Origin of the sequence: Enterococcus sp. C74 (assembly GCF_040887125.1) — a bacterium.
GTDB lineage: Bacteria > Bacillota > Bacilli > Lactobacillales > Enterococcaceae > Enterococcus_B > Enterococcus_B hirae.
This window is the reverse complement of the sequence record NZ_JBFOFA010000001.1, coordinates 382,174-398,832: the sequence shown is the minus strand read 5'-3', so window position 1 is coordinate 398,832 and position 16,659 is coordinate 382,174. Positions and strand designations below refer to the sequence as shown.

The following is a 16,659-nucleotide window of genomic DNA, read 5'->3' as shown; positions in this document are numbered from 1 at the left end:
TTTAACCCCCTAAAATTACAAGTACGATTCAGTAGCGACAATCAATGCCCTCGTACGTTTTGATTGATGATTCTTCAATTGGTGGTGCTTTGTTGCTTGGTAATAGATCGATTGACCCGCTTTGGCAATATATCGTTCTTCACCTAAGCTTAACTCTAATTCCCCCTCTAACACAAAAATAAACGTTTCTGATAAAGAAGGTTCAAATAATTTATACTCTCCTGCTTCATTGAATGTCAGTAAAACAGGTTCCATTTCTTTTTCATTCGAATCAGAGACCAACCATTCAAGTTGATAACCATTTTCTTCATCTAAATAAACGGTATGATCTTCTTTAGAATAAACAACTTGTAGATTCACTGTTTCTTGATGAAAAAATTCTTCAGGGGAAACACCTAATACTTCAAGAATCGAAAAAAATGTTTCCATGGATGGCGAACTCAAGTCACGTTCTAATTGAGAGATATAGCCTTTTGATAAATCCGTACGTTCACCTAATTCTTCTTGTGTCAAATTTTTCTGGATACGTAAATTTCTTAACTTCTCACCTATTTCCATCTCATTCCTCCTCCATGAAGTTTTCTAATAGTAAACATCAAGTTTACTCTCACTCGTACTAGTATACAAATTTTGATTAAAAAAACAACCCTTTTTATTTTAAATTTCACGAAAAACATCTTTTTTTTTTGAAAGAATAAGTTTCACTTTTTTTAGTCACTAATCATCAGCGAATCACCATAAAATAGATTGATTTATGGTATGATAAAAGAAAAATTTTGAGAGGAGTTCTGTTTTTACATGAATAAATTTAAAGCGTTTCAAGTAAATAATGTTCCGCATTTTCATACTTCGATCATTGACCAGGAAATGCCTCTTTTATCAGCGAACGAAGTGTTGGTCAAAGTTGCTTATTCTGATGTTAACTATAAAGATGCACTAGCTAGTAGTGAATCTGGTGGTGTCATCCGCTCTTATCCTATGACACCTGGGATTGATCTTTCAGGAACCGTTGTCGAAAGTCGAGATGAACGTTTCAAAACAGATGATTCTGTTCTCCTAACTGGTTATGGCTTGGGCGTCACTCAACCTGGAGGCTATAGCCAGTACCAGAAAGTTTCTGGTGATTGGTTGATCCCACTTCCGAAAACCTTGTCACTTCGTCAGGCAATGGTATTAGGAACTGCTGGCTTTACTGCACTTTTATGTGTGAACGCCCTCATAACAAAAGGGATGAAGACGAGTGACCGTATTGTTGTAACCGGAGCATCTGGCGGAGTAGGCAGTACCGCTGTGGCAATTTTAAAAAAATTGGGTTTTACTTCGATTATCGCTCTTTCACGCAAAAAAGAATCGGTGGAATGGCTGAAAAAATTAGGAGCGAATGAAGTCCTATCCCCAAATGAATTTCTTCCTGAAAAGACAAAACCTTTAGGAAAGCAACAAATCGATTATGTCATTGATACGGTTGGTGGTGACTTATTGACCCAACTCCTTCCTTTGATCGCCTATGATGGTGCTGCGGCATTATGTGGAAATGCTGGAGGAATCCAATTGACCACTACTGTATTACCGTTCATTTTGCGCAATATCCAGTTGATCGGTATCGATTCAGTCAATGTTCCGCATGAAAAACGTTTCTCCTTATGGCAACAATTAGCTGATCTTGCTATTGCTGATGATCTTTTCGTTAAAGAAATCGCCTTGGAGGAATTGCCCGAAGTGATTCAACGATTGTTAGCTGGGCAACATCAGGGAAGGACACTAGTTAATGTAGGTGAAATGAAATGAAGATATTAATTACGGCTGGTGGCACAAGCGAAAAAATTGATCAAGTTCGTTCAATCACAAATCATTCGACTGGGCAGTTAGGTAAAAAGATTGCTGAAACATTGGTAGCTGATTCAACAGTAATGATCGACTATGTCACGACAAACAGTGCTGTCAAGCCAACGTCACAGGACAATATTTGCTTTCATCTAATCGAGTCCACTCAAGATTTATTTGAAACTTTGGAAAGATTACTGACCAGTGACTCTTATGATGCCATCATCCATAGTATGGCAGTGAGCGATTTCACTCCTGCTTTTAGCCTATCTGAAGAACAATTGGCACAGAGCATTGACCAAACACCGCTAACGCCAGAACACCTTTCTTCATGGTTCCGAGACCATGAAATAAATCCTAATAAAGCTGAAAAAATCTCTTCTGACACAGAACACTTGTTAATTGCCTTGAAAAAAACGCCTAAGATCATCAGCTATCTAAGAAAATGGCAACCAGAAGCAACCATCATCGGCTTTAAGTTATTAGTCGATGTTTCAAAAACAGAACTTTTAGCAGTCGCCAAAAAAAGCATCATGAAGAATCAGGTAGACTACATCCTCGCGAATGATCTGACACAAATCGACGGAACAAACCATCACGGCTATCTATTAGGGGCAGACGGCACAATCAAAGAAGCACAATCCAAGGAAGAAATTGCTAAATTATTAGCATCGGTTATAATAGAACCAGTTTCCTTTAACCAATGAAACGCTGAAAAAAATTCTCTGATTTATTTCTTAAAACACAAAAGTTAAGCTTGATTTTAGCAGGGAATGAAAGGAGTAAACAATTATGAAAAAAATTCTATTGGGGGTTACTGGCAGTATCTCTGCTTATAAAAGTGCGGATATTACCAATCAACTCGTGAAACTTGGCTACCAAGTAGACGTAATCATGACAGAAAGCAGCACTCACTTCATCACGCCACTTACGTTACAATCCTTATCAAAACGTGCCGTCCATACCGATGTCATGCAAGAAAAAGAACCTTCAGTGATTAATCACATCGAACTGGCAAAACAAGCAGACTTGTTCTTGATTGCTCCTGCTACGGCTAATATTATCGGTAAATTAGCAAATGGATTAGCAGATGATCTGCTCTCAACAGTTGCAATGGCACTCCCTGCAGATACTCCGAAGTTGATTGCTCCTGCAATGAATACAAATATGTATCAACATCCGCTCAATCAAAGGAATTTAAATACGTTAAAATCAATCGGCTATCAAGAAATCGAGCCAAGAGAGTCGTTGTTGGCTTGTGGTGATTTTGGCAAAGGTGCTTTAGCTGATACCCAAATAATCATTGATCAAACGGTACAACTGATTAATGAAAGAAACGCTTAATATAAAAGGAGTCATTATGAAAAACACACGTACTTTTGCTTTGACTGCTATGTTTTTAGCAATCATGATTTTATTAGCGGTCACACCGCTTGGGTTTATTCCTATTGGTCCAATCAACGCTACGACCATGCATATCCCAGTGATCATTGCATCAATCGTTTTAGGCCCACGTTTAGGTGGCTTTCTAGGAGGGACATTCGGCTTGATTAGTATGATTCGTAGTACGGTCATTCAAACGCCTTTATCATTCGTCTTCTCCCCATTCATCCCAGTGATTGGCACAGACCACGGAAGTTTGAAAGCATTATTGATTGCTTTTATTCCAAGGATATTGATTGGTGTTGTTCCCTACTTTGTCTATAAAGGAATACTACGGCTAAGTAAAAACAAGTTTCAAGGTGTTTCTTTGTTTCTAGCAGGCTTAGCTGGTTCTTTCGTGAATACGATCCTAGTGATGAATATGATCTATTTCTTATTCCAACAAGATTATGCTCAAGTGGTCGGAAAAAGTATCCATGCGTTATATACTGCTATTTTAGCTGTTATCTTTACGAGTGGTGTTCCAGAAGGAATCATCGCTGGAATTGCTACAGTCGCTGTTGGTAGTGTCTTGCTTCGTTTGATGCATGCGACACCCCAACCTAAATAAGACAATTAGCTGATAGCGAACATGATCTTCTTTGAATCAAAACATCCATCCCAATTTTTGTTGAAATTGGTAGATGGATGTTTTTTACTTAAAAATCATCAATAGTATGAAAGCTTCTACTCCTTGGAGCAAGCCTGAATTTGTCCCATCTAAGTTCCCCATGCTGTTTATTATCCTATCCACGGCGTTCTCAGAGCTGACCTTCGGAAATAAGCCTGAATTTTTCAAAATATGTGAAGTTATTTTAAAAAATTCTTTCTTATTGTCTTCGGAGCTATCGATGCTTTCATAACCTCTTTCTCGCATTTTTTTTGTTTAGTGTTATGATTGATAGTGATTATTATAAGAAAGGATGATTAAAATGAAAATTTTTGTTGTAGGTGCTAATGGCCAAATTGGTCGGCATTTAATCAAAGACCTTGCAACTACTAGACATCAAGTGACAGCAGGTGTACGCGAGGTTGCAACACAATCTTTAGTAAAAAAAGATAATGTCACTTATGTTTCTTTCGATCTTACTTGGACAATTGAAGAAATGGCAGATGCTTTTAAAGGTTGTGATCTCGTTATTTTTGTTGCGGGTTCGCAAGGGAAAAACTTATTGCAGATCGACTTAGACGGTGCGATCAAGACAATGATAGCGGCCGAATCAGCACATGTTTCTCGCTACTTTATGATTAGTGCTGTTTTTGCCGAGGATCGCAGTAAATGGCCAGATTCTATGATTGATTACTACATTACGAAACATTATGCTGATGAGTGGCTGAAACAACAAACAACTTTAGATTATGTAATCATCCAGCCAGTGTCATTGACAAATGAAGAAGTCACTACAGTCCAACTGGCAAAACCAACAGAAGCCACTGCTAAAACCGTCTCTCGTCAAACAGTAGCTGCTGTTTTGACAGCTTTAGTGGAACAACCAACTATAACTAAAACAACGCTAGTACTATCTGAAGGAACGCAGGAAATTTCAACTGCGTTGCAGCAAATAGTCGAGGAGGAATAAGAAATGCGAGCCATCACGATCAAACATCCCGGTTCTGCCGAAGTACTACAAGAGATCGATGCACCAAAACCAATAGCGAAAAAAGGACAATTACTCATAAAAGTTCACACAGCGGCAATCAATCGAACGGACATCATGCGGCGAGAAACAACGAATCAACAGACTCCTTACCCAATTCTTGGCGTAGAAGTAGCTGGAGAAGTTGTTGAAAACCGAAGTGATAACCCAGCTTTTGTACCAGGTACAAGAGTATGTGGGTTAGTCAATTTAGGCGGTTATGCCGAGTACGCAGTGATGCCAGCTGACCGTGCAATTTTACTGCCCGATACATTGGATAATATTGCAGCGGCTGGTATTGCAGAAGTTTTTCTAACAGCTTACCAAACACTCTATTGGCTAGGAAATTTACAAGAAGGTGAAACTGTTTTGATCCACGCTGGAGCGAGCGGTGTGGGAACGGCAGCCATCCAACTAGCAAAACAACTTACTAAGGCAACCGTCATCGTCACTGCTGGTTCATCAGAAAAACTAGCTTTTTGTCAAAAACTTGGTGCAGATGAACAGATCAATTACAAAACACAGGATTTTTCAACCGAAGTAGCAAGAATCACCAATGGAAAAGGTGTCGACGTGATCTTAGATTTCATCGGAGCTTCTTATTGGGAGAAAAATTTAGCTTCTATTGCTATTGATGGACGTTGGGTATTGATCGGAATGTTAGGTGGAACAATTGTACCAGAGATTGATTTAGCTACCTTGATCACCAAACGAATCCAATTGATCGGCACTTTGTTGACTCCTCGAAGTGATCAGTACAAAGCTCAATTGACTCAAGAATTTATGCAAGTAGTTGGACCTTATCTAGCTGACCAACGAGTCAAACCAATTATTGATCGTACCTTTACATTGGCGCAAGTCCAAGAAGCTCATGAATATATGGAAGCGAATAAGAATATCGGAAAGATTATTTTGACGATAACAGAATAACCAACTTTTAAATGCAAATAGCAATCAAAAAAAAGCCGTAGAATTTCAAAAATAGGAGCAACTATTTTTGGATTCTACGGCTTTTTTTATTTAGCTAGTTTATTATGACTGCTTTATTTCTTTCTGTTTAATAGATGCAACTAATTGATTTTCCTTTTTTATTCGTAGATAGAGACAGAGACTATAAGGAAGAATAAAAATAATGAGTGTCACATAAGCGTGAAAAAGAAGCACGACTCCAATCAATTCAGGTAAAATATTTAAAAAATAATTGGGGTGCTTGACCCGTTGGAACAACCAATGTTCAATCAATTGATGATCTGGTTCAAAGATCAATTTCACTGACCAATATTTTCCTAATAATTTCATGACCCAAAAGAGCATGATAAACGAAAATAGGATGATACAAAATCCAATCCAGCTGACCCAATTAATTTGTGTTTTTTGAATGCTTCCCTCAAAGAAAGCAGAAAAATAAAACAGCGTATGTAAGATAGCTAACCATTTTGTAGTTGTTTTTCCATACTCAATCGCTCCTTCATGTAATAATTGGTTCGCATGCTTACTTGAAATTTTTAATACATACAATCGTACGAATGCGATTATCAAAAAGAAATAATATAATTGTTGACTCATTCGTTTCACTCGTTTCTATTTTTATTTATTATCATCTGGAACGACCTGCAAAAGTCACTTATTTTCTATCAAATAATCATTTATTCAAAGTAAAGGAGTAGAACCATGATCGCATGTTCTTCACAGTTTGATAAAAGTATAGGAGAAAACTAACTTTTGACATGCTAGTTTTCTCCTAATTGACCGTCCATTTACTTTATATTTACGTTCTTAATTTTCACTGACGAATTTTGCTGCCTGTTGTCCAGCTTGTCGTCCAAAGATAATAATTTCAGCAACCGAATTACCACCAATCCGATTGTTCCCGTGTAGCCCCCCAGTTACTTCACCAGCAGCATACAAACCAGTGATCGGTTGATTTTCTTTATTCAACACTTCTGTCTTCGTATTGATTTTCACGCCACCCATTGTGTAGTGGATACCTGGTGCAATTTTGATCGCATAGTATTTGGGTTCTGTCAGTCCATTGTCCATCGCTGTCGTCCGATTAAAAGCGTCATCCTTTTGAGCATCGACTGCTTTATTCCAGGATTCAAGTGTTTGAGCCAAATTGTCTGCAGGCACATTTACTTTTTCAGCTAATTCTGCCAGATCATCTCCTGAAGTCACGTAACCCTTTTGCTCATAGAAATCAATTGCTTTTGCTCGATCTCTTACTCCTTGATCAAAAATCAAATAAGCAGATTTTTCCGGTAAAGCTGTAATAGCTGCGGAAACTTTGTCTCTTGTATCTAATTCATTCACAAATCGTTGTCCTTCTTGGTTGACTAAAATAGCCCCCTCACCTCGAACAGCTTCACCAATCAAGACGCCTTCATCTTGTTGGACTGTTGGATGTATCTGGATTTTATCCATGTCAACCGTTTGACCACCTAATTTTTCAATCATCGTGATTCCATCACCGGTTGAGCCTACTTGGTTAGTAGTGACATAGCCTGCTAAATCAGGACGGTATTTTTCAATCACTTCTTGATTGGCACCATACCCGCCAGTTGTCACTACAATTGCGTTCCCTTTGATTTCCTTTGGCTCTTCGCCTTGGACTTGTACAGTCACCTCATTGACTTTACCACTATTTTCTTTGATATCAGTTACATCTGTATTCACAAAAATAGGAATTTTACGTTCATGTACATTTTTTAACAATCCGTCAACTAAGTACCCACCGATAGCTGAGCCATCTGAAGGTCGGTGGGTTCTTTTTTCACTCATTCCCCCAGTAATTGTTAAATTATCCAATTTGATTCCATTTTGATCCAACCAATCAATCGCAGCGGCTGAATGATCAACGAAGTAGTGGAGTAATTCTTGATCATTGGTGCCGCCTCCGCCTTTTAATGTTTCTTCGTAGAACGCTTCATTGGAGTCATTGATTCCGTCAGCTTGTTGGAATTTAGTGGCTGATGCATTCATTCCACTTGAAGATTTTAAGGTATTCCCACCTGCTACTGGCATTTTTTCAAAGATGACTGGGTTCAATCCAGCATCTTTTGCTTCAATCGCTGCTGTCATCCCTGCTCCACCTGCACCAACAATGATAATATCATAAGAATCTTTCATTTCAGATGGGTTGGTATACGTTTGTTCCGATGCACCTGAAGATACCTCTGTTTTTTCAGATGATTTCGTGCTTGTCGTCGTTTTTTCTTTTGAATCTGCACTACAAGCTCCCATTGTTAAAACTGATGTAAAAACCACCAAACTTTTTAGCACTTTTTTCATTATTTTCCTCCTAAATTTTAGTACTCCTTTATTTTAAGTGAAAAAATTCACAATCCCAACTATTTTTTTATTCTTTTTATCAATAAACAATGACTTTTTCATCTAGCATCTCTAGATAACTACTTTTGCTATTTTTTGTTGGCTGTTTTCTTATTCATTTAGGCGTTTTGGTACAAATAATTTTGGTTTGCGCTTTTACCCTAGTATAATCTTTACTATAGATAAAGGAGTTATTTTATGAACTATCTGAAAATGTTTTTTATGAATGGTACCAAAACCGCTGGAAGAATTACCCATGCGTTTTATATTCTTCTACGGGTCATCGTTACAGTAATGTTAGTCGATCAAATTTTTCAGCAAAACATGGGAAATACTTTTCTCTTATTGCTAACTCTAGTTTTATTTGAAATTCCTTATCTTCTAGAAAAAATGTTAAAGATCGAAATCCCGAATATGTTAGAAATCATTATTATTTCATTTATTTTTAGTTCAACTGTTTTAGGAGAATTAAGTGACTTCTACGGGTATTTCTCAATGTGGGATACTATCTTACATGCTTTAACTGGTTTTTTAGCTGGTGGGGTTGGTTTTTCACTTGTCTACTTACTGAACAAAAACACGAAAACAATGAATCTAACACCATTATTGTTAGCTATCGTTTCATTTTGTTTTTCAATGACAGTCGGTGTGATGTGGGAATTTGTTGAATTTTCAGCTGATCATATATTTCAACTGGACATGCAAAAAGATAGCCTTGTCCAACAAATCAATAGTGTGGAGTTAAGTAAAGATGGCAATACTGTCCACTCGATCCCTAATATCGAGCAAACCATCGTGGAATATAAAGATTCAGCTGGAAATACAGAAAAATATGTGATTTCTGGTGGTTATCTTGACATAGGAATTATTGACACGATGAAAGACCTATTCGTCAATTTTATTGGAGCCTTGACGTTTAGTATCTTTGGATATCTTTATAGTCAGAATGATTATCGGAAGTTTACTTTTATCCGTAACTTCATCCCCAGAAAAAAGAGAGAATCACGAACTGAAAGAAGAAAAGCACCTTCGAAATAAACAAAATTTTATTATCAATTATTCTTTATGTGATTCTATCGATAACTTTAGAAACTAGTATAAGAAAAATTGTCTACTATTAAAAGCCTGGGGCAAGGACGTCCTAGGCTTTTTTGATGGGTATAAAAACAAATAAAGTGTGTTCAGGAATTGTACTACTTACACTTATTAAAGAGATCAGATAAACCAGCTAGCAGTGGTTTCACGCTTCAGGGGATATTTATTGAAAAAATGGTCCAAAAGTGATGGGTGTCGAAGCTAATCCTCGACCTAATTCTTGTTCAAATCGCCCTATCGTAGAAATTTTTAAATAAAAAGCTGCGACTGGTGGTGTCAATTGACTCTTGATCGCTAAAGGGCGTAGTTGATATTCCAGATCTTTCATTACTCTTGGAAAATATTCTTGCTTTTCTAGTTTGTTTTTAGCCTCGATTAATGATACTCTTTCCCTTTCTTTGACTTCTTTATTAAGAATCAAGTCATATAATTCTACTATAATTTGATTGATTTCTTCTGTTTTCTTCATGATATCGCTCCCTTTAATATCATTTGGCACATCTTTCTCAAAGCTTTAATAAATATTAAATGTATTATAGTCTAGATTTACCTCTTCAGGTCATTCATTTCCTAAATAACTGTTTTCCATTCATAATTGTATCCTATAATTATATATACATTCTTACATTTCAGCCTAAACCTATTTGAAATGAAACCAGTAGATCGGAAAAAAGAAAGCCGAAATAACCATGATCACAGAAAATAGCTGATTCTACTTTCCATTATCACGGTTATTCAACAAAAAGAATGTTAGTCTTTTTTAGCTTTTATATTCAATTTTTCCAAAGTGTCCATTGCTAAGGGATACTCGCTATTCGGACGTCCATCAAAATTCTCAGCGATAATCGTAAACCCTAGCTTTTGGTATAGTTGAATGGCAGGATGACTCCAAGTTTGCGTATGCAGATACACTGGTCCATGAGATGCCAGCTTTTGGAAAATACGCAGTACTTCGATCGTTAATGCTTTGGCAATCCCTTTTCCTTGATGCCTCGGATCTACTGCCAGCCAATGAAAAAGCGGATAGCTTCCATCCTTCCGTTTTTTGAACCAAGCGGTACAAGTCGCGATTTTTTCACCTGTATCAGTTACAACGAAAAGCATTCGTTGCTGAAGTTCTTCTTGATAAGGTAAAAAAGCTCTCTGAAAGTAAGCAAGTGCTTCTGTTTCTGTTGCGAACTCTCCGACTGATTGTTCGATTCTTGCCCATTCGGTTTCATCGCCTAGACGGTAGTACTCAAAATGATACCCAGTCGCTAAAGATTGCGTAGGGAGACTGTCACTTAATGGACGAGTCATCCAAATCTCGGCATAAGGAACATGTTTATCTAGCATAAGCTAACTTCCTTTCTAAACAGAATAGCTCTTTCTATCTGTTTTATCACAAAAGTTTGAACATCTCACTGTAGTCATTGATGGCTAGTTCATTCAACTAGCAATGGTTACATGCTTGCATCCACTGTTTTTGCTTCGCCAATGATCCGTACTTCTGTTTCCAAAGACACATCAAATTTTTCTTTGATCACTTCTTGGATATGCGCGATCAATTCTGTATAATCCGTAGCGGTCGCATGATCAATATTGACAATAAAGCCAGCATGTTTTTCAGAGATTTGAGCGCCACCCCATTTTAAGCCTTGTAATCCAGCTTCTTGGATCAATTGACCAGTAAAATGCCCCACAGGACGTTTGAATACACTCCCACAAGAAGGATATTCCAATGGTTGTTTCGATTGACGTAATTCAGTCAGCTCGTCCATCCGCCCTTTGATTACTTCATGCTCTCCTGCAGTTAATTGGAAACGTGCTTCTAAAACGACTGCATCCATTTCTTGGATTTTACTATGTCGATAAGAAAACGCCATTTCTTCGTTGGTTAGAGTTTTCAACGTACCATCTGCTAATAAAACATCCACTTCTGCTAATACGTCTTTGATTTCACCGCCATAGGCACCTGCATTCATATAAACAGCGCCTCCGATACTTCCAGGAATGCCACAAGCAAACTCAAACCCGGTTAAAGAAGTATCTAACGCCGCATAGGTCGTATCGATCAATTTTGCTCCAGCTTCAGCTGTGACCATCGTCCCAGAAACTCGGATTTGTTTCATCTCAGTCAACATGATCACCATGCCACGAATCCCACCATCTTGAACAATCAAATTACTGGCATTACCTAAAACCATCCAAGGTACATCATGGGTTCGGCAATAATCCACTACTTCTTTTACTTCATTTTGTGTTTTTGGGAAAACGAGAACATCCGCTGGACCGCCCGTTTTGGTAAACGTGTAATTCATCAATGGTTCATCAAACAATAGATTGAGTGCTGGTAAATTTTTAACTAAGTCTTCTTTATTCACTGAGGATTTTCCTTTCTATATCAAACATCCCCATTATTCTATCACGCTTAAAACAAACTTGCCAGTTTCCCTCACATTTGTTGTCTTGTATGTTTGCGTAGCATTTCTTCACAAAGTGCATGACTTTGCATGATCCCTTGTTGCTTCAATCCTTCCATTGAAGGTTTTTCTTTGCTGATCTCTGCGAAAAATGTTTGAACCATTGGCTCAAAACCGCGTTTGACTAACGTACTTTCCCAATCGCCAAATTTTTCTATTTCGATACCAGATGCTCGTTGGATCGTCATATCCGTTAATTCCGCCACTTCATAAGTACCACTTTTACTAGTGATCTGATAGTTCTCGCTATTTGCTCCACTTAAAAGATCCATTGTTAAAATTGCTGTTTGATGGGCTGTTTCCAATTGTAAAACCGCAAATTCCAAAAATTCTTTTGTTTCACGGATCTGATATTTCGTACGCAAGATCGGTTCGTCCAAAAGATATACCGCCGTATCAACAAGATGTAAAAACAAATCATAGATCACAAATTCCGTTGTTTCCTGAGCTGCAATTCGATTTTTTTGTAACTGGATTAGCCGCTTCTCGGGGACTTGTTTCAAACGTTCGACCATTGGAGCAAAACGTCGATTGAATCCAACCATTAAGACAACTTGATTTTTATCTGCCAGTTCTTGTAATTCGTTGATTTCATTAAGGTCAACACTGAGTGGTTTATCGATATACACATGCACCTGATTTTCAAGACATTTTTTGGCTAATTCATAATGTACCTTTGTGGCTGCATGAATCATACAAGCCTTGATATCCTGAGACAGTAGTTCATCAATTGATTCATATAGATGGTCAAATCCATACATTTCATGGATTCGTTTTTTCGTTTCTTTGTTTCTAGTCGCAAAGTAGAAATCAATCTTTCCTTGATTTTTTGCATAAGTAGGTAAATACGCTTTTTCTGCAATATTACCCACACCAATCACACCAATTCGCATGTTCGTTCCTCCAATCCATTCATTACTCTTATCTTACACTATTTTTTAGTAAAATAAGGTACAATAGAACCACAAATGCTAATCTAAGATCCAAAAGAAAGGATGCGTATTTAATTGAAATTTATCTCCTGGAATGTGAATGGCCTACGTGCAATCGTCAATAAAAATTTTTTAGACGTCTTTCATGAATTAGATGCCGACTTTTTCTGTCTTCAAGAAACCAAACTACAAGCCGGTCAAATCGAATTAGACTTACCTGGCTATCATCAATATTGGAATTATGCAGAAAGAAAAGGCTATTCAGGCACAGCGATCTTTGCCAAAGAACCCGCACTAAATGTCTCTTATGGAATGGGCATTGATTTACATGATCAAGAAGGACGTTTGATCACACTTGAATACCCTGAATTCTTTCTAGTTACTTGTTATACACCTAATTCCCAAAATGAATTAAAACGCTTGGACTACCGTTTACAATGGGAAGAAGCCTTTTACCATTACTTAGAAGAACTAAAAAAACAAAAACCAGTCATTGTGTGTGGCGACTTAAACGTTGCCCACCAGGAAATTGATTTGAAAAATTGGAAAACCAATCAAAAAAATGCTGGCTTTACGATGGAAGAACGAACTGCCTTCTCACACTTGTTAGCAAATGGCTTTATTGATACCTTCCGCTATTTCTATCCTGAACAAACTGGTATTTATTCTTGGTGGAGTTATCGTTTCAATGCTAGAAAAAACAACGCAGGTTGGCGTATCGACTATTTCTTAACTAGTGACGAGTTGAAGTCACGCTTGGTGGATGCAAAAATCCATACCTCGATTATGGGAAGCGATCATTGTCCCGTAGAACTAGACTTGAAATAATCTCATTGTTAGCCATCGTCATCCTAGGCAGGGCTGAATATTTTTATTAAAAAGAATGAAGAAAGATCAGCAAAGATGCTTCTTTTTTGAGCGTGGTCTTTCTTCATTTGATTGATTTTTTTTACATATCCATCACTTTCTTTTCTTCACTTTTTATGTTAGTGTTTATTTTTTAAGGAGGTTTTATGCACATGAATTTTGTTGCAATGGACTTTGAAACAGCCAACCATCAATCCCACAGTGCTTGTTCATTAGCATTGGTTATGGTCCAAAATAGCCAAATTGTTGATGAATATTACACACTCATCCAGCCAGAAACACCTTTTTTCTGGAGAAATGTTCAAATTCACGGTATTCATCAAGAAGATGTTCGTACCGCACCCAAATTTCCTGAAGTTTGGCAAACGATTCAACATTATTTCCAAAAAAACCGCTTAGTCGTCGCTCATAACGCAGCTTTTGATACGAAAGTTCTAGCTGGTTGTTTAGATTATTACAATTTGCTCCAACCTCATTATTTATCTTTATGTACGGTAAAAACCAGTCGTCGTTTATTTCCAGAGATGCCAAATCATCGATTGAATACTGTCTGTGAAAATTTAAATATCACTTTAGCGAATCACCATGATGCATTAGAAGACAGTCGTGCCTGTGCAGAGATTTTACTTTATCAAGAAAAACACTTTGGAACAGATCCTTTGAAAAAATTAGTTACCCTAAAATGAGCTACTAAAAAACAGGTAGACAAAAAATCCATGGTTGCTTTTTACAGGTAACCATGGATTTTTTGATCGCCTTTTTTAACCTTTTCAAGAACCTTTATCCCCTTCATTCCAACCATTCACCAATTTTTTCTGATTATTTGAAAAGATGTCCTCCTAAATCTAAGATCAGTCAATCAATAAAGACATCCTATAGACATCCAAAAAGTCCCCATCATCTGTTCGGGCCCCTCTTTTCATAAGCGCTTCGATTTCAAAACCCATTTTTTGATACAAGTGAACCGCTCGTTCATTTCGAGTTTGCACATCTAGTTCTAGTCTAAAAAGTACACCATTTTCTTTCACACAAATCAATACTTCTTCAAGCAACATCGTTCCTAAGCCAAAACCCCAATAGTCCTTTAAGATGCTGATTCCAACCTCTCCCACATGAGAGATGCGGTATTGTTCGCCTGCTTTAACAGAAACAACCCCGATGATTTTTTGACCCATACAAGCTAAGAGTAAAAGATTATTGTTGCTGTCTTGTAGATATTCGATGGATAAAGCTAAGGCTTCAGGTGTTAGCTCCATTCCTTGTTCATCCATAACCAAAAAGTCAGTCTCTTCCTCTACTTGTTGCATCATTGCTAATAATTCACTGGCATCATTTGGCTGAGCTTCTCGAATGGTCAATGAGATCTCTTCACTCATTGTTTTGTCTCCATTTTTCCACGATCCGCTGTTTGAAAGCTTCACTTTGCTCCCCATATGCTTGCAATTTCACATATCTATATTCTAAATCTGTATCACTTTTTTCTAAAATCAGTTCCAAATAGTCTTCTGGTAAGGCTTCTTCTAAAAGATTCCCCCATTCAATGACAGATAAACCCTCTCCTTCAAAATACTCATCTAAACCAAGATCCGCGCCGCTAGCTGCTACACGATAAATATCCATATGATAAAGCGGCAATCTACCTTGATCATATTCCCGAATAATTGTATAAGTGGGGCTCTTGATCATTTGTTCGATTCCTAATCCGCGAGCAATCCCTTTGGTCAGCGTTGTTTTTCCGGCTCCTAAGTCACCAGTTAATACTAAATTATCCCCAGGCAGTGCCACTTCACCGATGACTTTTGCCAATTCTTCTGTCTTATCTAAACCACTTAATTCAATCATTCTAACTTACTCCTTCATCTAGCCTTTTGTGACAGTATATCGTGGATGGAAAATTTTTTAAAGCAAAAAAAAGCTTGGGACAAAGGTCGTCCCGAGCTTTTTCAGACGTGTCAAAATGAATAAATGTTTTTCAATCATCAGCTCCTTGCAATAAGTCTAAATTTTTCAAAACATGAGAACTGTTTCAAAAAAATCAGCGCTTATACGTTCGGAGCCGATCGCTTCTTTCACGAACTCTTATTCATTTAGTCTTAGATCTTAATCTAATAATGTTTGGGCTGCAGTAATGATTGCTAATTTATACACATCTTCTTCGTTTGCTCCACGAGATAAATCAGAAACTGGCTTATTCAATCCTTGTAAGATCGGTCCGATCGCTTCAAAGTTACCAAAACGTTGAGCAATTTTGTAACCAATGTTTCCAGATTGCAATTCTGGGAAAACAAAGACAGTTGCTTGTCCAGCTACATCAGAATCAGGTGCTTTTAGTTGAGCCACTGAAGGAACATAAGAAGCATCAAATTGTAATTCGCCATCAATTACATATTGAGGCGCTAATTTTTTAGCAATTTTAGTTGCTTCGACCACTTTATCCACTTCTGGTGCTTTCGCAGATCCTTTAGTTGAAAAACTCATTAATGCTACTTTAGGATCAATATCGAATAATTCAGCAGTCTTTGCTGATTCTACAGCGATTTCTGCTAATTCTTGGGCATTGGGATTGACATTGATAGCACAATCTGAAAAGACATATTTTTCTTGGTCACGTCCACGTACCATGATCATCGCACCACTTGTTCGGCTGACGCCTGGTTTTGTTTTGATGATTTGTAACGCTGGACGAACAGTATCTCCAGTTGAGTGAATCGCACCAGAAACCATCCCGTCAGCAATTCCCATATATGTCAACATCGTACCAAAGTAATTGACATCTTTTAAGATGCTTTCTGCTTGTTCCTTGGATGCCTTTCCATTACGACGTTCCACAAAAGCTTCAACCATTTCATCCCATTTATCATAACGATTTGGATCAATGATCGTAAAACTTGAAGTTTTAATTCCACGAGCATGAGCAGCAGCTGTGATTTCTTCTTCGCTACCAATCAAAATAGGTTCCACTAATTCTTCCGCTTTCAAACGAGCTGCTGCACCTAAAATTCTTGCATCAGTTGCTTCAGGAAAAACGATTTTAATGCTGCGACGTACAATTTTGAATCTCAAACTATCAAACAATTCCACAAGATGACCTCC

General features: G+C 37.6%; 19 protein-coding genes. 9 read left to right on the top strand and 10 right to left on the bottom strand.

Going from position 1 to position 16,659, the window contains the following annotated elements:
• Nucleotides 1-15 precede the first annotated feature (15 nt).
• A complete protein-coding gene (locus AB3H93_RS01965; RefSeq protein WP_010719844.1) occupies nucleotides 16-558 on the bottom strand; it encodes a helix-turn-helix domain-containing protein in 543 nt (180 codons plus the stop codon).
• Nucleotides 559-798: 240 nt separating this feature from the next.
• Here AB3H93_RS01965 and AB3H93_RS01960 point away from each other — a divergent pair, with 240 nt between their 5' ends.
• The 6 genes from AB3H93_RS01960 to AB3H93_RS01935 all read left to right on the top strand — a co-directional run bounded on the left by AB3H93_RS01960 (nucleotide 799) and on the right by AB3H93_RS01935 (nucleotide 5,813).
• Nucleotides 799-1,788: an acryloyl-CoA reductase gene (locus tag AB3H93_RS01960; protein WP_095454310.1), complete on the top strand. Its 990-nt coding sequence runs from the start codon at nucleotides 799-801 to the stop codon at nucleotides 1,786-1,788.
• Nucleotides 1,785-2,531: a phosphopantothenate--cysteine ligase gene (locus AB3H93_RS01955; RefSeq protein WP_094940455.1), complete on the top strand. Its 747-nt coding sequence runs from the start codon at nucleotides 1,785-1,787 to the stop codon at nucleotides 2,529-2,531. The genes AB3H93_RS01960 and AB3H93_RS01955 overlap by 4 nt, the downstream gene beginning before the upstream one ends.
• Nucleotides 2,532-2,616: 85 nt before the next feature.
• Nucleotides 2,617-3,168, top strand: coding sequence for a phosphopantothenoylcysteine decarboxylase (coaC, locus tag AB3H93_RS01950; RefSeq protein ID WP_010719847.1), 552 nt, complete (start codon nucleotides 2,617-2,619; stop codon nucleotides 3,166-3,168).
• 16 nt (nucleotides 3,169-3,184) lie between these two features.
• Nucleotides 3,185-3,817, top strand: coding sequence for an ECF transporter S component (locus AB3H93_RS01945; RefSeq protein ID WP_010719848.1), 633 nt, complete (start codon nucleotides 3,185-3,187; stop codon nucleotides 3,815-3,817).
• A gap of 361 nt (nucleotides 3,818-4,178) precedes the next feature.
• On the top strand, nucleotides 4,179-4,826 hold the full coding sequence (locus tag AB3H93_RS01940) for an SDR family oxidoreductase (RefSeq protein ID WP_010719849.1): 648 nt from the start codon (nucleotides 4,179-4,181) through the stop codon (nucleotides 4,824-4,826).
• A gap of 3 nt (nucleotides 4,827-4,829) precedes the next feature.
• Entirely contained in the window at nucleotides 4,830-5,813 is a 984-nt protein-coding gene (locus AB3H93_RS01935) for an NAD(P)H-quinone oxidoreductase (protein ID WP_368020044.1), read from the top strand.
• 102 nt (nucleotides 5,814-5,915) lie between these two features.
• On the opposite strand, the gene AB3H93_RS01930 is transcribed toward AB3H93_RS01935, so the two are convergent.
• Entirely contained in the window at nucleotides 5,916-6,449 is a 534-nt protein-coding gene (locus AB3H93_RS01930; RefSeq protein WP_368020043.1) for an isoprenylcysteine carboxyl methyltransferase family protein, read from the bottom strand.
• A gap of 210 nt (nucleotides 6,450-6,659) precedes the next feature.
• The gene (locus tag AB3H93_RS01925) at nucleotides 6,660-8,171 is read right to left on the bottom strand and encodes a flavocytochrome c (RefSeq protein ID WP_368020042.1); all 1,512 of its coding nucleotides are present in this window, start codon (nucleotides 8,169-8,171) and stop codon (nucleotides 6,660-6,662) included.
• A gap of 237 nt (nucleotides 8,172-8,408) precedes the next feature.
• On the opposite strand from AB3H93_RS01925, the gene AB3H93_RS01920 reads away from it, so the two are divergent.
• Entirely contained in the window at nucleotides 8,409-9,248 is an 840-nt protein-coding gene (locus tag AB3H93_RS01920) for a hypothetical protein (RefSeq protein ID WP_010719854.1), read from the top strand.
• A gap of 220 nt (nucleotides 9,249-9,468) precedes the next feature.
• Here AB3H93_RS01920 and AB3H93_RS01915 read toward each other — a convergent pair whose 3' ends face one another.
• From AB3H93_RS01915 to AB3H93_RS01900, 4 genes are all read right to left on the bottom strand, one after another.
• Complete coding sequence (locus AB3H93_RS01915) at nucleotides 9,469-9,774, bottom strand: bacteriocin immunity protein (protein WP_063626706.1); 306 nt, start codon at nucleotides 9,772-9,774, stop codon at nucleotides 9,469-9,471.
• Nucleotides 9,775-10,055: 281 nt separating this feature from the next.
• Entirely contained in the window at nucleotides 10,056-10,640 is a 585-nt protein-coding gene (locus AB3H93_RS01910) for an N-acetyltransferase (RefSeq protein WP_010719856.1), read from the bottom strand.
• Between the two features lie 107 nt (nucleotides 10,641-10,747).
• Nucleotides 10,748-11,668: a UDP-N-acetylmuramate dehydrogenase gene (gene murB, locus AB3H93_RS01905; RefSeq protein WP_010719857.1), complete on the bottom strand. Its 921-nt coding sequence runs from the start codon at nucleotides 11,666-11,668 to the stop codon at nucleotides 10,748-10,750.
• A 71-nt stretch (nucleotides 11,669-11,739) separates the two neighbouring features.
• Entirely contained in the window at nucleotides 11,740-12,660 is a 921-nt protein-coding gene (locus tag AB3H93_RS01900; RefSeq protein WP_010738300.1) for a Gfo/Idh/MocA family protein, read from the bottom strand.
• A 114-nt stretch (nucleotides 12,661-12,774) separates the two neighbouring features.
• Between AB3H93_RS01900 and AB3H93_RS01895 the strand changes: the two genes are divergently transcribed.
• Nucleotides 12,775-13,527, top strand: a complete 753-nt coding sequence (locus AB3H93_RS01895) for an exodeoxyribonuclease III (RefSeq protein ID WP_161651917.1) — start codon at nucleotides 12,775-12,777, stop codon at nucleotides 13,525-13,527.
• A 191-nt stretch (nucleotides 13,528-13,718) separates the two neighbouring features.
• The gene (locus AB3H93_RS01890; RefSeq protein WP_010719861.1) at nucleotides 13,719-14,252 is read left to right on the top strand and encodes a 3'-5' exonuclease; all 534 of its coding nucleotides are present in this window, start codon (nucleotides 13,719-13,721) and stop codon (nucleotides 14,250-14,252) included.
• Between the two features lie 165 nt (nucleotides 14,253-14,417).
• On the opposite strand, the gene AB3H93_RS01885 is transcribed toward AB3H93_RS01890, so the two are convergent.
• From AB3H93_RS01885 to pta, 3 genes are all read right to left on the bottom strand, one after another.
• Nucleotides 14,418-14,942 (bottom strand): N-acetyltransferase family protein, encoded by a 525-nt coding sequence (locus AB3H93_RS01885; protein ID WP_368020041.1) that lies wholly within the window; start codon nucleotides 14,940-14,942, stop codon nucleotides 14,418-14,420.
• Nucleotides 14,935-15,408 carry a tRNA (adenosine(37)-N6)-threonylcarbamoyltransferase complex ATPase subunit type 1 TsaE gene (gene tsaE / locus AB3H93_RS01880; protein ID WP_010719865.1) on the bottom strand — a complete coding sequence of 158 codons (474 nt, stop codon included), beginning with the start codon at nucleotides 15,406-15,408 and terminating at the stop codon, nucleotides 14,935-14,937. Before tsaE ends, AB3H93_RS01885 begins: the two co-directional genes overlap by 8 nt.
• 258 nt (nucleotides 15,409-15,666) lie before the next feature.
• On the bottom strand, nucleotides 15,667-16,647 hold the full coding sequence (pta, locus tag AB3H93_RS01875; protein WP_010719866.1) for a phosphate acetyltransferase: 981 nt from the start codon (nucleotides 16,645-16,647) through the stop codon (nucleotides 15,667-15,669).
• Nucleotides 16,648-16,659 lie beyond the last annotated feature (12 nt).